This is a genomic window from Flavobacterium sp. AK-345 (genome assembly GCF_058310175.1).
In genome coordinates this window covers 132,415-151,496 of sequence record NZ_JBZEER010000010.1, presented here as the reverse complement: position 1 = coordinate 151,496, position 19,082 = coordinate 132,415, and the positions used below count along the sequence as shown (strand labels likewise).

Annotated in this window: 15 protein-coding genes; 5 read left to right on the top strand and 10 right to left on the bottom strand. The window is 34.2% G+C overall.

The features are described from left to right. The first annotated feature begins 11 nt into the window (after positions 1-11). Positions 12-1,937 (top strand): OmpA family protein, encoded by a 1,926-nt coding sequence (locus AC4FQ3_RS17550; protein WP_491182692.1) that lies wholly within the window; start codon positions 12-14, stop codon positions 1,935-1,937. 124 nt (positions 1,938-2,061) lie between these two features. Here AC4FQ3_RS17550 and AC4FQ3_RS17545 read toward each other — a convergent pair whose 3' ends face one another. The 7 genes from AC4FQ3_RS17545 to pyrR all read right to left on the bottom strand — a co-directional run bounded on the left by AC4FQ3_RS17545 (position 2,062) and on the right by pyrR (position 7,461). Then, positions 2,062-2,544 carry a CAP domain-containing protein gene (locus tag AC4FQ3_RS17545; protein ID WP_491182691.1) on the bottom strand — a complete coding sequence of 161 codons (483 nt, stop codon included), beginning with the start codon at positions 2,542-2,544 and terminating at the stop codon, positions 2,062-2,064. A gap of 189 nt (positions 2,545-2,733) precedes the next feature. After that, positions 2,734-3,378, bottom strand: coding sequence for a pyridoxamine 5'-phosphate oxidase (gene pdxH, locus AC4FQ3_RS17540; protein ID WP_491182690.1), 645 nt, complete (start codon positions 3,376-3,378; stop codon positions 2,734-2,736). A 154-nt stretch (positions 3,379-3,532) separates the two neighbouring features. Next, positions 3,533-4,438, bottom strand: a complete 906-nt coding sequence (locus AC4FQ3_RS17535; protein ID WP_491182689.1) for a ribonuclease Z — start codon at positions 4,436-4,438, stop codon at positions 3,533-3,535. 132 nt (positions 4,439-4,570) lie between these two features. Next, positions 4,571-4,903 carry a ribonuclease Z gene (locus AC4FQ3_RS17530; protein ID WP_491182688.1) on the bottom strand — a complete coding sequence of 111 codons (333 nt, stop codon included), beginning with the start codon at positions 4,901-4,903 and terminating at the stop codon, positions 4,571-4,573. Positions 4,904-5,150: 247 nt separating this feature from the next. Then, positions 5,151-6,077 carry an aspartate carbamoyltransferase catalytic subunit gene (locus AC4FQ3_RS17525; protein ID WP_029273654.1) on the bottom strand — a complete coding sequence of 309 codons (927 nt, stop codon included), beginning with the start codon at positions 6,075-6,077 and terminating at the stop codon, positions 5,151-5,153. Between the two features lie 49 nt (positions 6,078-6,126). Further along, positions 6,127-6,768 carry a DUF6891 domain-containing protein gene (locus AC4FQ3_RS17520; protein ID WP_491182687.1) on the bottom strand — a complete coding sequence of 214 codons (642 nt, stop codon included), beginning with the start codon at positions 6,766-6,768 and terminating at the stop codon, positions 6,127-6,129. Positions 6,769-6,921: 153 nt separating this feature from the next. Then, positions 6,922-7,461 (bottom strand): bifunctional pyr operon transcriptional regulator/uracil phosphoribosyltransferase PyrR, encoded by a 540-nt coding sequence (gene pyrR, locus AC4FQ3_RS17515; protein ID WP_042565016.1) that lies wholly within the window; start codon positions 7,459-7,461, stop codon positions 6,922-6,924. Positions 7,462-7,697: 236 nt separating this feature from the next. On the opposite strand from pyrR, the gene AC4FQ3_RS17510 reads away from it, so the two are divergent. The 4 genes from AC4FQ3_RS17510 to AC4FQ3_RS17495 all read left to right on the top strand — a co-directional run bounded on the left by AC4FQ3_RS17510 (position 7,698) and on the right by AC4FQ3_RS17495 (position 11,021). Further along, positions 7,698-8,468, top strand: coding sequence for a phospholipase D-like domain-containing protein (locus AC4FQ3_RS17510; protein WP_491182686.1), 771 nt, complete (start codon positions 7,698-7,700; stop codon positions 8,466-8,468). Positions 8,469-8,785: 317 nt separating this feature from the next. Beyond that, positions 8,786-9,379 carry a dihydrofolate reductase family protein gene (locus AC4FQ3_RS17505; RefSeq protein WP_491182685.1) on the top strand — a complete coding sequence of 198 codons (594 nt, stop codon included), beginning with the start codon at positions 8,786-8,788 and terminating at the stop codon, positions 9,377-9,379. A 754-nt stretch (positions 9,380-10,133) separates the two neighbouring features. Next, positions 10,134-10,592 (top strand): IS200/IS605 family transposase, encoded by a 459-nt coding sequence (gene tnpA / locus AC4FQ3_RS17500; protein WP_491182684.1) that lies wholly within the window; start codon positions 10,134-10,136, stop codon positions 10,590-10,592. Positions 10,593-10,850: 258 nt separating this feature from the next. Beyond that, the gene (locus AC4FQ3_RS17495) at positions 10,851-11,021 is read left to right on the top strand and encodes a hypothetical protein (protein ID WP_165587198.1); all 171 of its coding nucleotides are present in this window, start codon (positions 10,851-10,853) and stop codon (positions 11,019-11,021) included. Between the two features lie 59 nt (positions 11,022-11,080). Here the strand turns inward: AC4FQ3_RS17495 and AC4FQ3_RS17490 are convergent, their stop codons facing one another. The 3 genes from AC4FQ3_RS17490 to chiA all read right to left on the bottom strand — a co-directional run bounded on the left by AC4FQ3_RS17490 (position 11,081) and on the right by chiA (position 19,068). Further along, entirely contained in the window at positions 11,081-12,700 is a 1,620-nt protein-coding gene (locus AC4FQ3_RS17490) for an ABC-F family ATP-binding cassette domain-containing protein (RefSeq protein WP_042565020.1), read from the bottom strand. A gap of 245 nt (positions 12,701-12,945) precedes the next feature. After that, positions 12,946-13,716 (bottom strand): TlpA family protein disulfide reductase, encoded by a 771-nt coding sequence (locus AC4FQ3_RS17485; RefSeq protein WP_491182683.1) that lies wholly within the window; start codon positions 13,714-13,716, stop codon positions 12,946-12,948. Positions 13,717-14,319: 603 nt separating this feature from the next. Beyond that, entirely contained in the window at positions 14,320-19,068 is a 4,749-nt protein-coding gene (gene chiA / locus AC4FQ3_RS17480) for a T9SS-translocated chitinase ChiA (RefSeq protein ID WP_491182682.1), read from the bottom strand. Between the last annotated feature and the right edge of the window lie 14 nt (positions 19,069-19,082).

Genomic DNA, 19,082 nt, shown 5'->3' with positions numbered 1-19,082 from the left:
AAATATTTATTATGAAAAATTTTATACTCTTTTACATAACCATTTTTAGTTTTGTTGCATTAGAGGGCAATGCCCAGCAGGCAAAAATAAAGGCAGCCAACAAAGATTACGACACCTATGCTTATATCGATGTGATAAAAACTTATGAGAAAGTAGCACTTAAAGGATACAAATCTGAAGATATGTTTAGAAAACTGGGAGATTCCTATTATTTTAATTCAGAATTTGAAGGTGCAGCAAAATGGTATGGCGAATTATTTGCCATGAATACAAATATTGAACCTGAATATTATTACAGATATGCCCAATCTTTAAGAGCAACAGGGCAAATTGATAAAGCTGATAAAATGATGAATGAATTTACTTCTAAATTTGAAAACGATACTCGCGGTAAACTCTACAAAGAAAATCCAAATTATATGGATTTGATAAAAGAAAATTCGGGACGTTATAAAATTGAAGATGCAGGTATCAATTCTAAATATTCAGATTATGGTGCTTTTGTTTACAATAAGAAATTATACTTTACCTCAGCAAGAGATACCGGAAATTTTTCTAAACGAAAACATACCTGGACTGGTGAATATTTCACTAATCTGTATGTGTCTGATGTTGATTCTGCTAAAGTAAAAAAATTCAAATCTTCATTAAATTCTAAATTTCATGATGCCACTCCTGTTTTTACAAAAGATGGAAAAACAGTTTATTTTACAAGAAATAACTACATAAATGGAAAAAAAGGAAAGAACGAAAACAATACTACATTAGTAAAGCTTTACAAAGCTACTCTTGAAAACGACAAGTGGACAAATATAACCGCCTTACCTTTTACAAGTGACAATTATAGTACGGCACATCCTGCACTTAGTCCGGATGAAAAAACACTATATTTTTCATCTGATATGCCTGGAACGTTAGGACAGTCTGATATTTTCAGGGTAGCCATAAATGATAACGACGGAGGTTATGGTTCTCCACAAAATTTAGGGCCAACAATTAATACTGAAGGGAAGGAAACATTTCCTTTTGTAACCAATGAAAAAGAAATCTACTTCTCCTCCGATGGTCGGCCGGGACTTGGTGGATTGGATGTTTATGTGGGCGAAATCGAAGATGACGGGACCATAGGTGAAATACAAAATATTGGTGCAGATGTCAATTCTCCAAAAGATGATTTTGCTTATATAATTGATCCGGTTTCCCGAAAAGGTTATTTTAGTTCTAACAAAGTGGGCGGACATGGTTCTGATGATATCTACAAATTCCTGGAAACCCGAAAACTTCAATGTATTCAGGAATTAAACGGAATTATTACAGATGCAGAATCAGGAATAATATTACCGCGTACAAAAGTTACTTTATATGAAAATCAAGTAATGAAAAATACTATTCTTTCTGATGCTGCCGGCTTTTATATCTTTCCTGTAGAATGTGGGAAAACTTATAATGTCAGAGCCGAAAAAGTAGATTACGCCACAAAAGAAGTTAGTATTACTATTGAAAAGGTATCCGGAAAAACAAGTTTGCCAATAGCCTTAGATAAATCAAAATGCAAAGTCACAATTGGAGATGATCTGGGTAAATGTTTTGGAATAAAAATGATTTATTTTGATCTGGACAAATCCGATATTCGCACAGAAGCAGCTATTGATTTGGAGAAAATACTCGATGTATTGGATAGCCATCCTACAATGAAACTTGATATTCGCTCGCATACAGATAGCCGACAAACACATAAATACAATGAAGCTTTGTCTAACCGAAGAGCAAAATCAACAATTGACTGGTTAATTAAAAATGGAATTAATGCAAACAGGCTGACCGGAAAAGGATTTGGAGAAACTCAGCTTGTTAACCAATGTTCAGACAATGTAATATGCACCGAAGAGCAGCATCAGGCCAATAGACGAAGTGAATTTATTATCACTGCATTATAACAAAAAAACAAGTGTAAAAAATTAAAAAGCTGTCTTTGGCCAAGACAGCTTTTTCTACAAAAAAAATCGTTGTAACTCAACAAAGAGCTACAACGACTAACTAAAAAACCAGTCCAATAAATCTTTATATTTTAGCAAATATATTTGTGTAATATTTTTTACCCGAAGCGTCTGTCGTTACCGCCAAGCCAAAATGAGTATAATCTCCTTCGATGTTTTCTTTGTGCCCTGCACTTTCTAACCAGCCTTTTAAAACAGCAGCAGATGTTTGGTAGCCATAAGCAACATTTTCACCCACTTTTTTTGCGCCTAATAATTCAATGATATTCTCAGAACGTGCCACAAAATCATTATGATTCATGACATTATTTGCTATCATATATTTATTATGTTCTTCACATTTATAAGAAATATGATTGATTCTTTCCAAAGGATTTAAGCCAATGCTTACTCTATAATCGTTTATTAATTTCATGGTTTCCAACTCCGAATCATTGTAACTATAGCTAGTTATCAGAGTTTCTGTTGTCGTGCTACTATCTTGAGTTGCCTCGGCAGTGTCTGCAGTACATGAGTTCATTGTAATAAAAATTACAACGAACGTCATGATGCACATAATCTTTTTCATAATCAAAATGGTAGTTTAATTCTAAAGTAAATGTTGGGGCAAATGCTTTATATTTATTATGTGATAAATTCCTAATTCTGATTCAAACCTATTTAATTTATCGGTAAACTACAAAAATAATCGATGAAATACATGTTTTTAACTAAGTTTAATATATTTTTCTTACAATTAAGAGGATAAGCGCTCGATTTTCCATGAAAAATCAGACTGGCTTTGATAACGAATTCTGTCATGCAACCTGTTCGGTCTTCCCTGCCAAAATTCAACTTCTAAAGGAGTTACTAAAAAGCCTCCCCAATTATCCGGTCGCGGAATTGGTTTTCCTTCAAATTCTGTTTCTAATTTCTTTAGATTTTCTTCTAAAAAAGTTCTGGACGGAATTACTTCGCTCTGGTTGGAAACTATTGCGCCTAATTTACTTCCATCAGGACGAGAATCAAAATAACCGTCAGATATGTTTTCAGAAGTTCTTTGAGCAATTCCTTTAATAATTACCTGACGCTCCATTTCCTGCCAAAAAAAAGACAAACAAACATGTGGGTTCGCTGCAATTGCTTTTCCTTTTTCAGAATTATAATTGGTGTAAAAAATAAAACCTTCTTCTGAGAATTTCTTTAACAGAACCACTCTCGATTTTGGAAATCCATCCAAACCAATTGTAGAGACTGTCATGGCGTTTACTTCTCCGTTTGCACCAAAATCTTCTACTTCATGAAACCATCTGTTAAAAAGATTAATTGGATCTTCGGGTATATTAGTTTCTAATAATTCGCTTTTCTCGTATGATTTTCTATAATTGCTTAAATCGTTCATGACTTTAGATTTTAGATTGTTGACTTTAGATTTTAGATTTCCTTTGGATTGTCTAAAATACTAAAGGTTATATTTTTATTTTAGATTTTTGTACCGAAGCCTTGGGATAGCAACTCAAAAACTTAGTCACTTAGCACCTCAGAACCTTAGCATCTTAGAATTCAAAACTTCTTCCGTCATCACCCAAAAGTACATTTGGGAAAATAGTTTCTGCCTCATCTTTAAAACGTTCAATTCCATCATATCTTGTAGAATAATGTCCTAAAATAAGTTGTTTTGCATTTGCTTTAAGCGCGATTGTTGCAGCTTCTTTTGCGGTTGAATGCAATGTTTTTAGTGCCAAAGGAGCTTCTGATTCTAAAAAAGTAGATTCGTGGTATAAAACATCTACATTTTCTATAATTGGAATTACAGCCTCGTTGTAAACTGTATCAGAACAAAATGCGTAACTCATTGGCGCAATTGGATCAAATGATAACTTTTCGTTTTCAATTACAGTTCCGTCATCAAGGGTAACATTTCCTCCGTTTTTTATTTTTTGATAATAAGCCGTGTGGATTTCGTATTGCTGAACGGCATCGACATTTAGTTTTCTTTCTGCAGGTTTTTCCTGAAATAAAAATCCGTTGGTATAAACGCGATGTTTGAGCGGAATCGTTTTTACAATCACTCTGTTATCTTCAAAAATTACTTCACTTTTGTCTGATTCCAGTTCATGAAAAAACAAATCATAAGTCGTCCAGGAATTTGATAATCGCAGTTGTAAAGTAATAATTTCCTTAACGCCTTTTGGTCCGTAAATATGAAGATCTGCAGTTCTGCCTAAAAGTGCAAAAGTCGAAATAGTTCCTATTAATCCAAAAAAGTGATCCCCATGCAAATGCGAAATAAAAATGTGATTAATTTTTGAGAATTTAATCTTGTTTTTACGCAATTGTACCTGAGTTCCTTCGCCACAATCAATTAAAAACAATCTGTTCTTAATTTCTAAAACCTGCGAAGTCGGGTTGGTAATTGTTCTGGGAGTTGCTGCATAACAGCCAAGTATCGTGAGCTTCAATGTTTTGTTTATTCGTTTAATTGTTTATTTGTTTAATCGGATAATTGTTAAAGTAGAAAATCGATTAATCGGATAAATTTCAGCCCAGCTAAAATCGATTAAACAGTTAAACAAATAAACAATTAACCAATCTTAAAATCCTAAGTCTCTCTCTATTTCTTCCATTTCGATAATATCGTGTGCTTCTAAAAGTGAAGGAACCACGGCCAATTTATCAGAAATAGCATTAAAATCAAGATCAGAAACTACAATAATAAAGGATTTTTTTGCTTTTTTTTGTTGTTTCGAAAGTGGTAAAAAAAGTTTCACATCACTTTCGGTCAATTTATCATCAGCTGATAAATCAATTATAACATTTTGTTTTTCAAAGGTTTTAAATTGCTGCGTTACTTTTTCCAGAAAAGATTTAAAATCTCCCTGAGTATCTTTTATCGTAACGGTATGTCCTTTTTGATCTACTTTCATTTTATAATTTTGAGGCTAGTATAAAAATTGATTTCTTAAGCTAAGGTACGAAGTTTTTTTAGTTTTTGTTTTTTGTTCTGTTTTGTTTCAGGTTTCAAGTTTCAAGTGTCAGGCTGAGCGTCCCGAAGCTTCGGGAGAAGCCCTTTTTAACTTACAAGCCTTCTCCCGAAGCTTCGGGACGCTCAGGATGACATCTGTAATTCAATACGGGACAAAGTTAAAACTGAAACTTGAAACAAATAAATCTTTACTGAATTTTCGACGCCAAAAGATAAATTACTGCCATTCTAATTGCTACTCCGTTTTCTACCTGATTTAGAATTACAGAATGATCAGAATCTGCCACTTCAGAAGTAATCTCTACTCCCCTGTTTATTGGTCCCGGGTGCATGATTACGATTTCTTTTCCAAGAGAATCCAAAAGTGGTTTATCTACTCCGTATTGCTGAGCGTATTCTCTTGTTGAAGGAAAGAAATTCACATCCATACGTTCGTTTTGTACACGAAGCATATTGGCAACGTCGCACCATTCTAATGCTTTTCGCAAGTTTGGTTCAACCGTAACACCAAGTGATTCAATATATCTCGGAATCAGTGTTTTTGGTCCGCAAACTTTAACTTCGGCGCCTTGCATTTGCAAAGCATATATGTTCGAAAGCGCTACACGCGAGTGCAGAATATCACCTACAATAACTACTTTTTTTCCGGCAACATCGCCCAATTTTTCTCTGATAGAATAACTGTCTAACAAAGCCTGAGTTGGATGTTCATGTGCTCCGTCTCCTGCATTTACAATACTGGCTTTGACATTTTTAGATAAAAAATAAGCCGCTCCGGGATTGGAGTGGCGCATTACAACCATGTCAACCTTCATGGAAAGGATATTGTTAACAGTATCAATTAAAGTTTCTCCTTTTTTAACCGAAGATTGTGCGGCAGAAAAACTAATAACATCTGCAGACAATCTTTTTTGGGCTAACTCAAACGAAAGTTTTGTTCTGGTACTGTTTTCAAAAAATATATTGGCAATGGTAATATCTCGTAATGAAGGAACTTTTTTAATGGGTCTGTTAATGACTTCTTTAAAATGATCTGCCGTTTCAAAAATTAGGTTAATATCATTCTCGTTGATGTATTTAATTCCTAATAAATGATTTACGCTTAATTCTTTCATTTTTGTTTCTTTAATATTATTTGTCAATGCTTCCTTAAAGAGAAGCTGTTTATTGAATCATTCTGTCTACAACTTCACTATAATCCTGGAGATCTCTCGCATCTTCATCAAAAATCTTCTGCCATCTGAAACCCGGAATTTCAATTTTAGTTCTTGCAGAGCCATCCCATTTTATTTTAAAATCGTTATTTATTAAAACTTCGGCAACACGTTTTCCAACTTCTATTGTAACCGCATCATCAGCATTATCAACTTTCTGAAAAGCGATATACAAACCTGGATTTTCAGTATCAATTGCTCTTGCTAAATCTTGTTCATGGTAAAAACAATAACCATCAGACTCTACTTCATTTTCCTGCAAATCTCTTTCCACCTCAACTACTTCATATTCGCCGTCGGTTGTGGTGTAACCTGCATTATGTAGCGCAATGATATTTTCATCACACAATTCATCAAACGCATTTATAAGCCTTTCAGTATCTGTTGGGCTTTTCCATTGTTTACTTTCTGCAAGTAACTTTTGGTATTCCATTCTTATTTTATCAAAAGCCCATTCTTCTGAGATTTCGTCTGCAAATTCGTTGTCCTCGATTTCTTCTATAATGTTTTCCTGAATTTCATCAAGAGAAAGAAATCCCATTCTAACCTGATTAAAAATTGATTCATAAATAAACTTTTCGTTCTCTGTCATTCTTTATTGTTTATTCGTTTATTTGTTAAATCGTTTATTTGTTAATTGTTTATTCTTTTTTTTCCGATTAAACGGTTAAACGATTTACCCGATTAAACTTTTTTATAATCATCTCATTTTGCGATTAAACAATTAACCGATTTAACGGTTAAACTAATTGGTTATTAGGTAAACTGCATCTTCGCCTTCATTTTCTTTCCAGCTTACTTTTACTTTTTCATTATTTATGGCATCTACCTGACGGCCGCGATAATCGGGCTGAATAGGCAAATTACGGCTAAAACGTCTGTCGATTAACACTAACAATTCGATTTCTGATGGTCGCCCAAAAGACTGAATTGCGGTTAAGGCCGAACGAATACTGCGTCCGGTAAACAAAACGTCATCTATAAAAATGACTTTTTTGTTTTCGACTATAAAATTGATTTGTGTCTTATTGGCTTCTAGCGGTTTATCAGTACGACGGAAATCATCTCTAAAAAAAGTGATATCTAAATATCCCAAAGGAACTTCGGGAGTTTGGTATTCGTTCTCTAAAATTTGTTTTAAACGTTCAGCTAAAAAAACCCCTCTTGGCTGGATTCCGACTAAAATAGTATCGGAGAAATCAAGATGTTTTTCGATTAACTGACAAGCCAAACGATGGAGTATGATAGTAACTTCTTTTGAATTAAGTAATACTTTTTGGCTCATAATTAAGTGTAATGTTTGGTTGGGCAAATATACGAAATCAGAATTTATTTGTTGGGGTGTTGGGTGGGGAAATATTTTTTTTTGAGTTATCGAATATTTTTGGGTCTTAGTCTGTATTTTTTAAGCATATCTTTCTTAGTTAGATTTAAAAATAAAATCATTAAATTTGTAAGAAATTATGCTGTAAAAAATCATCAGGTATGATGTGAAATTTTTGCAATTTATTTATTTAAAATATGGGAACATTTCATAACAGTGCAAATTGCGATATTTATATTGGTAAAGGTGCGGGGAAAAAATTACTCTATGATATTTCAAATGCGAGAAAATCAGTTAAAATAATTTCTCCCTATCTTTCTCCTTCTTTAATAAATGAACTCATAAATCTTCATTCAAAAGGCATTAGTATTTCACTTGTAACAAGTGACACAATAGAAGATTTCTCTGGAACGTATGAGAAAAATATCTACAAATTAATAAATCAAACGCGAGTTACTGACAATGAAGCACAAGAATTAAGAAATAAATGGATCGGTATTGAAGAGACGCTTCGTTATATAGTTTTTGGATTTGTAGCTATTTTTATCTTCGCATTATTTTTATTTAAAAGTTTCAAAACACTTTTTATCTTATTTCCATTATTAGTATTCTATCTGTCAAGAAAAATATATTTGAATAAAATAAAAAAGAAGATTATTTATAGTTATTTCTATACTCAACTATTTCTTTTTAAAGTTTATATTTCACCTAAAAACATAAATACATTTGAAAGCACCTTTATTCATGGAAAGATATATATAATTGACGACGAGATTGTTTTTATGGGTTCTCTAAATTTTACATATAGTGGAACGAAAGATAATTATGAAACAAGAATTAGAACTATTGATAAAATTGCTGTTGATAAAATCGTAACAGAATACAACGAATTATTTTACCATTCTGGTTATCCCGAAAGAAATATTCAAGATTGGGGTAAACAATTATATGAAGAACCTATAAACTAAAGAGATCAGATAGTTTTGAAATTATTTCTGTTTCCACAAAGTATAATCAGCGTTAAAATTCCGTAGGAATGAACAATGTTTTAGCAACTGATTTTAATCCGTTGTAAATTATACATCATCTATAAAGTCCCATCGGGACGATTCATATTAATAAACATAAATATGTGCCGAACCTACGGCTCTTTTTTCCTCCCTTAATACAAACTGGATTAAAATCCAGCCCTACAATATCGTCGAGCCGATGGCTCTTTATCAGCATATTTTAAAATTTTCCTCTTTTTTATTATATTTGATAAACATCAAAAACACCAACCATCATGAGAAAAATAATCGTAATAACCATGATTACAATCGATGGCGTAATACAGGCACCTGGTGGTCCTGATGAAGATAAATCAAACGGTTTTGAATACGGAGGCTGGGTGGCGCCTTTTGGAGATGAAGAATATGGCAATGTTATGCAGGAACAAATGAAGCCTGCCGATATTCTTTTAGGCAGAAAAACATTTGATATTTTTGAAGACTATTGGCCCAAACATGCAGATGGCTGGCCGGGAATTAATGAAGTTACCAAATACGTTTTGTCCTCGACCAGAAAAAACTCTGATTGGCAAAATACCGAATTTCTTTCGACCATAGAAAATATCAAAAAACTCAAAAATTCAGAAGGCGGCGATATTAAAGTTTGGGGAAGTGCTGCACTTGTTCAGCTTTTGCTTCAACATGATTTAGTTGATGAACTTGGACTCTTAATTTATCCTATAATTTTGGGCAAAGGAAAAAAACTATTTAGTGATAGCTCAACTCCTGCAGGATTTACATTAATAGAAAGCACGACTACGCCAAGTGGCGTTATTGCGGTTAGTTATAAACGAGCCGGAGAAGTTAAGACTGGAACTATTGGAGAGTAGATAACTCATATACAAGTCCCTGCGGGACGCTATATTTATAGAAAAAATCAGTCTAATCAGCAAAACCCCATCGGGGTGATATCTTCAATACTACAATCAAAGAGATATGTCGCTCCGCTGGAGCTTTCTCAATTTCGCATAATTATTTGCTATAAATATTATGCTCCGCTGGAGCTTTTCTCAATTGCACGTAATTAATTTTCTATAAACATTATACTCCGCTGGAGCTTTTCTCAATTGCACGTAATTAATTTTCTATAAACATTATACTCCGCTGGAGCTTTTCTCAATTGTACGTAATTAATTTGTTATAAACATTATACTCCGCTGGAGCTTTTCTCTATTGTACGTAATTAATTTGCTATAAACATTATACTCTGCTGGAGCTTTTCTCTATTGCGCGTAATTAATTTTCTATAAATATTATGCTCCGCTGGAGCTTTTCTCTATTGCGTGTAATTAATTTGCTATAAACATTATACTCCTCTGGGGTTTTTCTCAATTGTACGTAATTAATTTGCTATAAAATACTCCGCTGGAGCTTTTCTCTATTGCCGTAATTAATTTTCTATAAATATTATGCTCCGCTGGAGTTTTTCTCGATGGCGCATAGATGTTATTCATTAAACTCAATTAAGTAATTGGCCAAATCTAATACAATTAAATCCCATAGGGAAAGCATGCTTATAGCAATTTTGTAGATTTATTTTATTGAACCCCATCGGGGGTGACTTATAATTTAAATATACAATTTATGGCAAATACCTACTCGCAACTATACATTCATATTGTTTTTGCTGTTAAGGGAAGACAAAACCTGATTTCAGCAAATTGGAAGGACGAAATTTATAAATATATTACTGGTATTGTTACAAATAAGGGACAAAAGCTAATTGCAATTAACGGAATGCCTGATCATATCCATATTTTAATTGGTTTAAAACCAGACATGTCCATTTCAGATTTAGTTAGGGATATAAAATCAAATTCATCAAAATTTATAAATGACAAAAAATGGATTAATGGAAAGTTTGAATGGCAAAATGGATTTGGAGCTTTTTCATACAGTCATTCCCAATTAACAAATGTTATACATTATATTGAACGTCAGGAAGAACATCATAAAACAAAAACATTCAAAGAAGAATATATTGATTTTTTGAATTTATTTAATATTGATTTTAAAGATGAATATCTATTTAGTGAGGTTTAGTGTCAATTATAATTGGATAATAAATTTCACTCCGCTGGAGCTTTTCTCAATTGCGTATAATTATTAGCTATAAATATGATGCTCCGCTGGAGCTTTACAATAGTAACCATCTATTTCATTCTACTATTGATGTAATCCCAAAATCATAGAACTTTTGAGTCAAATTATATAAGACATTTTTTTTCTCTTTGAAGTAATTTTATTTTACGATAATTAGAATACAAAATTCTTTTTAAAACAAATTAAAAAAGCAACATCATGCAAAAAAACATTACACGTTTGTTAATGGTATTCGTAATACTGTTTTCATTTACAAGCTGCGAACTAGTTGGAGACATTTTTAAAGCCGGAATGGGTGTCGGAATTTTTATCGTCGTTTTTGTTATTGCGATAATAATCTGGATCTTTAGCAGGTTTTTCAGAAAATAAAAAACATAAAAAAATCCCGATCATCAAAACGATCGGGATTTTTAGTATTATAGAAAATCTTATAGATTATACATCTTCTTTCTTAATTCCTGAACTTTTTCATCATCAAGATATTCGTCAAATGTCATGTAGCGGTCAATTGCTCCGTTTGGCGTTAGCTCCACTACTCTATTACCAACCGTTTGTGCAAATTCGTGGTCATGTGTTGTGAAAATTACAGAACCTTTAAAGTTTTTCAATGAGTTGTTAAAAGCTGTAATAGACTCCAAATCTAAGTGATTTGTTGGCTCATCAAGCATCAGGATATTTGCACGCTCCATCATCATTCTTGATAACATACAACGTACTTTTTCTCCTCCTGATAATACACGGCTTGTTTTTAGAGCTTCTTCTCCAGAGAAAATCATTTTACCTAAAAATCCTCTAATGAAAACCTCATCACGCTCTTCTTCTGTTTTTGCGTATTGACGTAACCAATCTACCAATGTCAAATCATTTTCAAAGAAGGAATGATTCTCTGCAGGTAAATAAGCCTGATTTGTTGTAATTCCCCAATCAAAAGTTCCGGAGTCTGCTTTTTGCTGATTATTTAAAATTTCGTAGAAAGCTGTTGTAGCACGTGAATCTTTAGAAAAAAGAACAATTTTGTCGCCTTTTGCCATATTCAAATCTACATCTTTAAACAAAAGATCTCCATCTATAGAAGCTGATAAACCTTCAACATTCAAAATCTGATCTCCAGCTTCACGATCCTGATCAAAGATAATTGCTGGATAACGACGGCTTGAAGGTTTGATTTCAGAAATATTCAATTTAGAAATCATTTTTTTACGAGAAGTGGCTTGTTTAGACTTTGCAACGTTCGCACTAAAACGACGAATAAATTCTTCCAATTCCTGTTTCTTTTCTTCTGCTTTTTTGTTTTGCTGAGCACGTTGTTTTGCCGCTAATTGACTAGACTCGTACCAGAAAGTATAGTTTCCTGAATAGTGATTGATTTTCCCAAAATCGATGTCAGAAATATGTGTACAAACGGCATCCAAAAAGTGACGGTCGTGAGATACTACAATTACTGTATTTTCATAATTTGCTAAGAAATTCTCTAACCAGGCGATTGTTTCAAAATCCAAATCGTTGGTAGGCTCATCCATAATAAGCAAATCCGGGTTTCCGAAAAGTGCCTGCGCCAAAAGTACACGAACTTTAATTTTTCCCTCCAGATCGCCCATTAAAGTATAATGATGTTCTTCGTTGATTCCTAAGTTAGATAACATTGCAGCAGCATCAGAATCGGCATTCCATCCATTCATTTCTTCAAACTGAACTTGTAATTCTCCAATTCGGTCTGCGTTTTTATCGTTGTAGTCTAAATAAAGTTCATCCATTTCTTTTTTAACAGCATACAAAACTTTATTTCCCATCAAAACAGTTTCCAAAACCGTATGCTCGTCGAACATGTTGTGATTTTGGTTTAAAACCGACATACGTTTTCCCGGTTCTAAATGAATGTGGCCAGAAGTTGGATCGATATCGCCCGAAATGATTTTTAGAAAAGTTGATTTTCCAGCACCATTGGCTCCAATAACGCCGTAAATATTTCCGTGTGTGAAAGTGGTATTTACTTCGTCAAACAAAATTCGTTTGCCAAATTGAACTGATAAATTATTGACTGTTAACATGAATGTCTTTTTAATTAATTTGGTGCAAAAGTACGGAAAAAGGTTCAAAAATGCAAAGGTACAAAGGCGCTAAGTTTTTTTATTGTAACCGAATATTTTTCCACCATATAAGTGATGTAAGTTCATTTAAAACTATACTTAATAATTCTGAAATACTGTGTGGCTAAAAATTCGAAATCATATAAGTTCGTAAATATTTAAACCAGACTTATAATTTCTTATATAACTTATATGGTGAAAAAAAATCACAATTTGCTTTCCTTCGCCAAAGCCACTTCTAAACTTTCAAAATTAGGTAGCACTTTAGAAATCAAGCCTTCTTTATTCAGGATAAAATGTGTTGGAAATGAATTCAATTGCAGGCTTTCATTCATATACACTTTCATATCCGGAATTACGGAATAGGATAATGGTTTTCTTGCCAGAAATGTTTTTAATTGTTCGGGAGAATCTTCGGCCAGACTTATAAAAAGAATGTCTTTTCGATCTTTGTATTCCTCTGTTAATCTATTTACCTGTGAAAATTCTCTTATACAAGGCGTACAATGAATATACCAGCACTTTATCACGATGATTTTTCCTTTCATTGATTCGTTTGAAACTACATTTCCGTTTAAATCCTTAAAGGAGAAATCTGGAAAAGCGGTGCCTTCCATTTTATAATTTTTGTAGGCATCAAAACCAATTTGATTGATGGTGGCTTTTATGCTTGTATCTGATTTTGGCTGAATTTTAAACAGTTTATAATAGTAAATTGAATCGTCTGATTTTAATCGAATTGGGATGAAATTTCCGTTTGCTAACTGATCTAAAAAGGTTTCTTTTGAGATTTCTTTTGAAAGAACATCAAGTGCCACAAAATCTCTGGAAAGCATGATTTTTTTACTTTGATAGGCTGACCAATCTGTAAATATTTTTTGAATTTGGATTGGGTCGACTTCTGGATTACCAAATTTTGTTTGGGCGAAACTTGACGTGAATATTAGAAATAATAGTATGGTGATTGCTTTTTGCATTTTTGATTTTATTGAAATTCAAAAATAGCCATTTTTTTTTAAAGCCTTGTCTTTTTAGAACGCGGATGACGCGGATTTGCTTTGCAAAGACACGGATTATTGCGGATTTTTTACTTGCATTTTTTTATTCGCATTTTATGTCATCCTGAGCGTCCCGAGGCATCGGGAGAAGTAACGATAGTGGATCTACAAAGATTGGCAATTTCTATGCAGAGTTTCCTGCATTTCTTTCGACTTCGTTCAGGATGACAAACCTGTCTGAAAATATATCAAACCTCTCATAAAACCTAAAGCCCTAGCCCTGATAGAAGTGGAAATCCTTTTGTGCCGGTCCCGAGGCTTCGGGAGGCACAAAAGATTGAAACGGATAGCAGGAAATAGCTCCTGAAAAACATTATTCTTTTACTTCATCTTAATCCATAAAAAAAACCCGGCAATAAAATTGCCGGGTTCATAATGCTCTCCTTCAGGTGAAAACCAAATAACAAATCAACTGAATTCGATACATTTATTCGAAATAAAAACCAGATTAAAAAATAAATAACCAAACTCAATTTTAACCGTCCCAATTTTTTTATTTCTAAATTTTACATTCATTATAACTTAGTTTAAAAAGTTTATTACTTTGAATGATTTTTTGTTTCCTGCTTTGTCTGTTACTACAACTATAAACATTTGTTTTGTTGAGAAACTTTGGTTTTGTAGCAGAATCTCTTTATTATTTTGGATGTTGTGGTGGTTTACCAAATTTTGTCCAATTGTATTAAATACGTCTACACGAGCAATGTCTTCAGTTTCGTTTGTAACTGATAAGGCATTGTTTTTAAAGTAAACAATTGTATTACTTTTTACTTCAATTTTATCAACTGCCAATGTTTTTGCTGCTGATTGTGATGCGAAATAAGCTGCATACGCTTTAGATAATTCAGATGAATTACCACAAGAAGATGCATCCCAGTTTACAGACCAAGTCATTAAACCTCTTAAAGAAGGATATGGTCCGCCTGGCTGCATAGTGTATGTTCTTCCTGAAAAAGTGGTTCCGGTTCTTAAATAATGCATAGCATTAATTCCTTCTGTCGGCGTTAAATAACCGCTACCTGCTGCACTTGGACAAGCTGGTAATGCAATAAGAACTTTTGAGGGCGGTAAACCATCAAAATGCATTCCTGTTGTAGCAATGTTATATCCTTTTATAATCATATCGGTTAGGGCTGTTACCATGTTTGATTTCTTAGCTGAACCATAATATTGGCCATCTAATCCGTTTTCTCCTCCTGTATTATACAATTGTACCGCTAACAAATCCAATTCATTACGTAAGTTTTGAATGATTGGCAGGAAGGAACCAAAAGTGTCCGTATAGGTAGAATATCCTCCTTGTACGTATTGTGTTTCCGGAGCTGCAGTTAATAAAAATCCAGGACCATAGTAAGCTTTTAATTCTTTGAAAGCATCTACTACGTTTTTTAATCTTGGATAAGCAGAAATACCCGCATAAGAAATATCTCTTAAACCTCCTGCATTAAAATTCATCGATCCGCCTTCAAAATCAATATCGACTCCATCAAATTGATACTCATCAATAATTGCTTTTAGACCGTTAACAAAAATATTTTTTTGAGCTACATTGTCTAAAACAACATGACCGTTTTGACCTCCGATAGAAACAATAACAGGAACGCCGCTATCTCTTAAGGATTTTATATCGTTTTTCAACAATTGTTTATTGAAAACGCCATTGGTCAAGTATCTAGTGTCATTTGTAGTTAATACTGGCGTATAACCATCACGATTAACGGTTTCTACGAAAGAATAATCAACTACGTTAAACTTACTTCCTACCATTTGAGAAAAATATAAAAATGGAGCACCTGCATTTTCCCAGGAATGTGCATATCCTAAAATAATTTTAGATGGAAGCGGAATGAATCTATTCGTGCTCACCGGAGCAATTTTAATTGTATTGTTTAATGTAGTTACAGCAGCTTTATTATCTGTTGCTTTGATTACAACCGGATAATCCTGATAAGTAGATGGTGTAAAATTATACGTATAGGTATTATTTGTACCTGCTGCCATATTAAATGTACCTCCATTTATTGTAATTGTAACACCTGAAATCGATCCGTCACTATCAACAGCTGTAACTGAAATTGGTACAACCTGAAAAGAACTCTGGGTTACAGTAGTATTCGATGGTGAACTCCAAGTAATTACAGGCAATGAATTCGGGCAGTTTGCACCTGAACAAGTTAATGTAAAACTATATGTTTTAGCTTCTGTTGTTCCGTTTGATGCAGTAGCCGTAACGGTTAACGTATGAGGAAGCGAAAACTGATTTGCTGCCGGTGTCCAAATCGCTGTATAAGTTCCCGAAGAATTGGTAGCACTCAGGCTTTGTCCATCTAAACTAAATACAACAGATGAGATTGTAGTGGCATCAGCGGCACTTAATCCAACACTTGCAACAAAATTAATTGCTGATCCTAAATTTATAGCAATCGCAGAAGCTGTTGGCGCTGTAATAGTAACCACTGGCTTAGTCGCAACTACCGCTTGTCTATTGAAATCATAAACCGTTGGAGTTGTTGGAACTGCAAAGTTGGCTAAGTTATTTGGATAATAAGTCACTTCACCATTTTCCCATGAGTTTAATTTCAAACTTAAAATTTGTGTATAACCTGCAACAACTGAATTATCGAAAGTATAGTTTCCTGATGCATCTGTAGTGGCCAAAACACTTTTCCAGTTGTGTGTGTTATCTGTCCATGGTAAAACTAATTCTACTTTTGCACCAGCAACCGGAGTTGTCCCGTTTTTAACTGATCCGCTAATCAAGTTTGCCGCTACCAATGCTGCTTTTGCAGTAGAACTTGTATTGAAGTTATAAACCGTTGGGTTTGCAGGAATTACAAAGTTGGCCAGATTATTAGGGAAGTAAGCTACTTCTCCGTTTTCCCAAGAGTTTAATTTTAAACTTGTAGCGGTTGTATAACCTGCTACAACTGAATTGTCAAAACTGTATTTTCCTTGTGCATCTGTTATCGCAATTACACTTTTCCAGTTGTGTGTGTTATCTGTCCAAGGTAAAACTAATTCTACTTTTGCACCAGAAACAGGAGTCGATCCGTTTTTAACTGTTCCGCTAATTTTACTTGAAGGAACTACAACAGCGTCCTGAGAAAAGTTTAATGTTTTGCTTGAAGTCAGATTCGTATACACTGTTGAAGCCGGAGTAAATGTTTGTCCTGCTAAAGCTGCCGTTACGGTATAATTTCCGCCAGCAGGCAAATTAGCAATCGAATAAACTCCGCTTGAATTTGTAGTTGCCGTAAAAGTTCCGGTTGTTGAAGTTGCCGTAACCGTTACGCCTGAAACCGGAGTTGTATTATTTAAAACGGTTCCGCTTACTGTGTAATAAACCACTGGAGCACCCTGAGCAAAATTCAACGTTTTGTTTGCATCAATTGCGTTATAAACTGTTGAAGTTGGTGTATATGAGAATCCTGTTTTTGCAGCTGTAACGGTGAAGTTAAGTCCAGCTGTTAAACCTGCTACGCTGTAAACACCGCTTGCATTAGAAACTGCTGTTAAAACTGTAGCTCCTGAAGTTGCTGTAACCGTTACACCAGAAACTCCTGTTGCTCCGTTAAGAACTGTTCCGCTAACAGTATATAAAGGTTGCGTTCCGTTAATAACAACTGCCGTTTGGTTGGTTGTTACATTGGTTAACGTTACCGGAGTAAAAGTATACGTGGCTTTTGCAGCTGTAAGGATATAATTTTGTCCCGAAGTTAAATTACTAAATGTAAAATTTCCTCCTGTAGAAACTACTGTCTGCAATACTACATTACTTCCGTTACGTAATTCAACTGTAACATTGGTAACTAAAGCTGATCCGTTTTTTACAGAACCCGAAATACTTACTGTTCCCGGAACTACGCTTCCGAAAGATGTATCTACCTGAGTTAATAATGAGTTTGGAATTGAGCCTCTTGTATCCTGAGATAATTCCCAAACCATACCTCCGGCAAGGTTTCTCGATTTAATATACTGCACTTTTAAATCCATTGATTGCTTATCTTCATAAGAAATAAACTGTTTTAAAGTAGCATTGTATAAATAAGGTACTTTTGTTGTGTTGTCAAAATATCGTACCCATCCTGCAGAAGCCGCAGTTGGTGTAACTAACATGGTATTTGGATCTAAATAAGCATGTGAATTTGTAACCGGATTTCCAACTAAATCACAAATTTCGATACTTCCTGATTTTTCGCAGGCTGCAGGGCCATCCCAGGTTCCTGTTGGGTTTTGTGGGTTTGTGCATCCAGAAACTACATATCTTGGTGCAGCAACGAATAATCCGGGTAAATTCGGATTGGTGCCGTTATTGGCAACGTTATCGAATTTTTTTCCGTAGAAAGGCAATCCCATGATTAATTTATTCGCAGGAAAACCAACAACATTCAAATATTGATTGGTTAATTCGTCTAATGATTCTGATTGTGTTGCGCCATAAAGCGGGTCATTTGTGTTTCCACTTGCATATAATGGAGCGTTGTAGCATGTTTTATCATACCAGTTTCCACCGAAATCATATCCAAAATAAGTAATGTAATCACAATAAGTCGAAATATCTTCTGTCATTCCGTATTGTGCTCTGTTTGATGGCCCTAAATATTGTTTGGCAACATTTCGAACATTGTTTCCGGCAGCAATAGTGACTAATTTATTTGGCATTGCCTGACGCATTGCTTTCAATAAATAAACCAGATTTTTGTTGTCGTCCGGGCTGTACTTTTGTGGAGGAATTGGCGCTCCGTTAATTACTTCAGTACCGTCTGTTCCTCCAGAAAGAGGATATTCCCAGTCGATATCGAATCCATCAATAAATGGGTATTTTACAATGAAGTTTGCCATATCTGCAGCCAAAGCAGCTCTTGCAACAGGACTTGCTGCAATTGGAGATAGATCCTGTCCTTTTGTCCATCCTCCAACAGAAATTAAAATTTTAAGATGTGGATACTTTTCCTTAAGTTTCATTAAGTCATAAAAGTTCCCTTTTACAGGAGCATCCCACGGAATTCCGCCTTCCATATGCTCAAAATCAGCATAAGTGTCTAAACATAACAACTTTGTATTTTCCGGATGAGCGGGATCATAAGTTGTTCCATAAAAAGAATAATTCAAATGCGTGATTTTACTTCCATCTATCTTGGGTACGTTGAAATCCCTCGCATAAATAGACCATTGCGCATAATACCCTACTACTTTTTTACCATGAGCTGGTTGTGCCATGGCGAGCAAGGGAAACAGTAACAATAAGAGCAATCTGTAATAATGTTTCATAATTAATAAATATT

Coding starts and splice junctions, on each gene's coding strand:
- AC4FQ3_RS17550 (WP_491182692.1), top strand. CDS start 12: ATGAAAAATTTTATACTCTTTTACATAACCATTTTTAGTTTTGTTGCA.
- AC4FQ3_RS17545 (WP_491182691.1), bottom strand. CDS start 2,544: ATGACGTTCGTTGTAATTTTTATTACAATGAACTCATGTACTGCAGAC.
- pdxH (WP_491182690.1), bottom strand. CDS start 3,378: ATGAACGATTTAAGCAATTATAGAAAATCATACGAGAAAAGCGAATTA.
- AC4FQ3_RS17530 (WP_491182688.1), bottom strand. CDS start 4,903: ATGAAAGTAGATCAAAAAGGACATACCGTTACGATAAAAGATACTCAG.
- AC4FQ3_RS17525 (WP_029273654.1), bottom strand. CDS start 6,077: ATGAAAGAATTAAGCGTAAATCATTTATTAGGAATTAAATACATCAAC.
- AC4FQ3_RS17520 (WP_491182687.1), bottom strand. CDS start 6,768: ATGACAGAGAACGAAAAGTTTATTTATGAATCAATTTTTAATCAGGTT.
- pyrR (WP_042565016.1), bottom strand. CDS start 7,461: ATGAGCCAAAAAGTATTACTTAATTCAAAAGAAGTTACTATCATACTC.
- AC4FQ3_RS17510 (WP_491182686.1), top strand. CDS start 7,698: ATGGGAACATTTCATAACAGTGCAAATTGCGATATTTATATTGGTAAA.
- AC4FQ3_RS17505 (WP_491182685.1), top strand. CDS start 8,786: ATGAGAAAAATAATCGTAATAACCATGATTACAATCGATGGCGTAATA.
- tnpA (WP_491182684.1), top strand. CDS start 10,134: ATGGCAAATACCTACTCGCAACTATACATTCATATTGTTTTTGCTGTT.
- AC4FQ3_RS17495 (WP_165587198.1), top strand. CDS start 10,851: ATGCAAAAAAACATTACACGTTTGTTAATGGTATTCGTAATACTGTTT.
- AC4FQ3_RS17490 (WP_042565020.1), bottom strand. CDS start 12,700: ATGTTAACAGTCAATAATTTATCAGTTCAATTTGGCAAACGAATTTTG.
- AC4FQ3_RS17485 (WP_491182683.1), bottom strand. CDS start 13,716: ATGCAAAAAGCAATCACCATACTATTATTTCTAATATTCACGTCAAGT.
- chiA (WP_491182682.1), bottom strand. CDS start 19,068: ATGAAACATTATTACAGATTGCTCTTATTGTTACTGTTTCCCTTGCTC.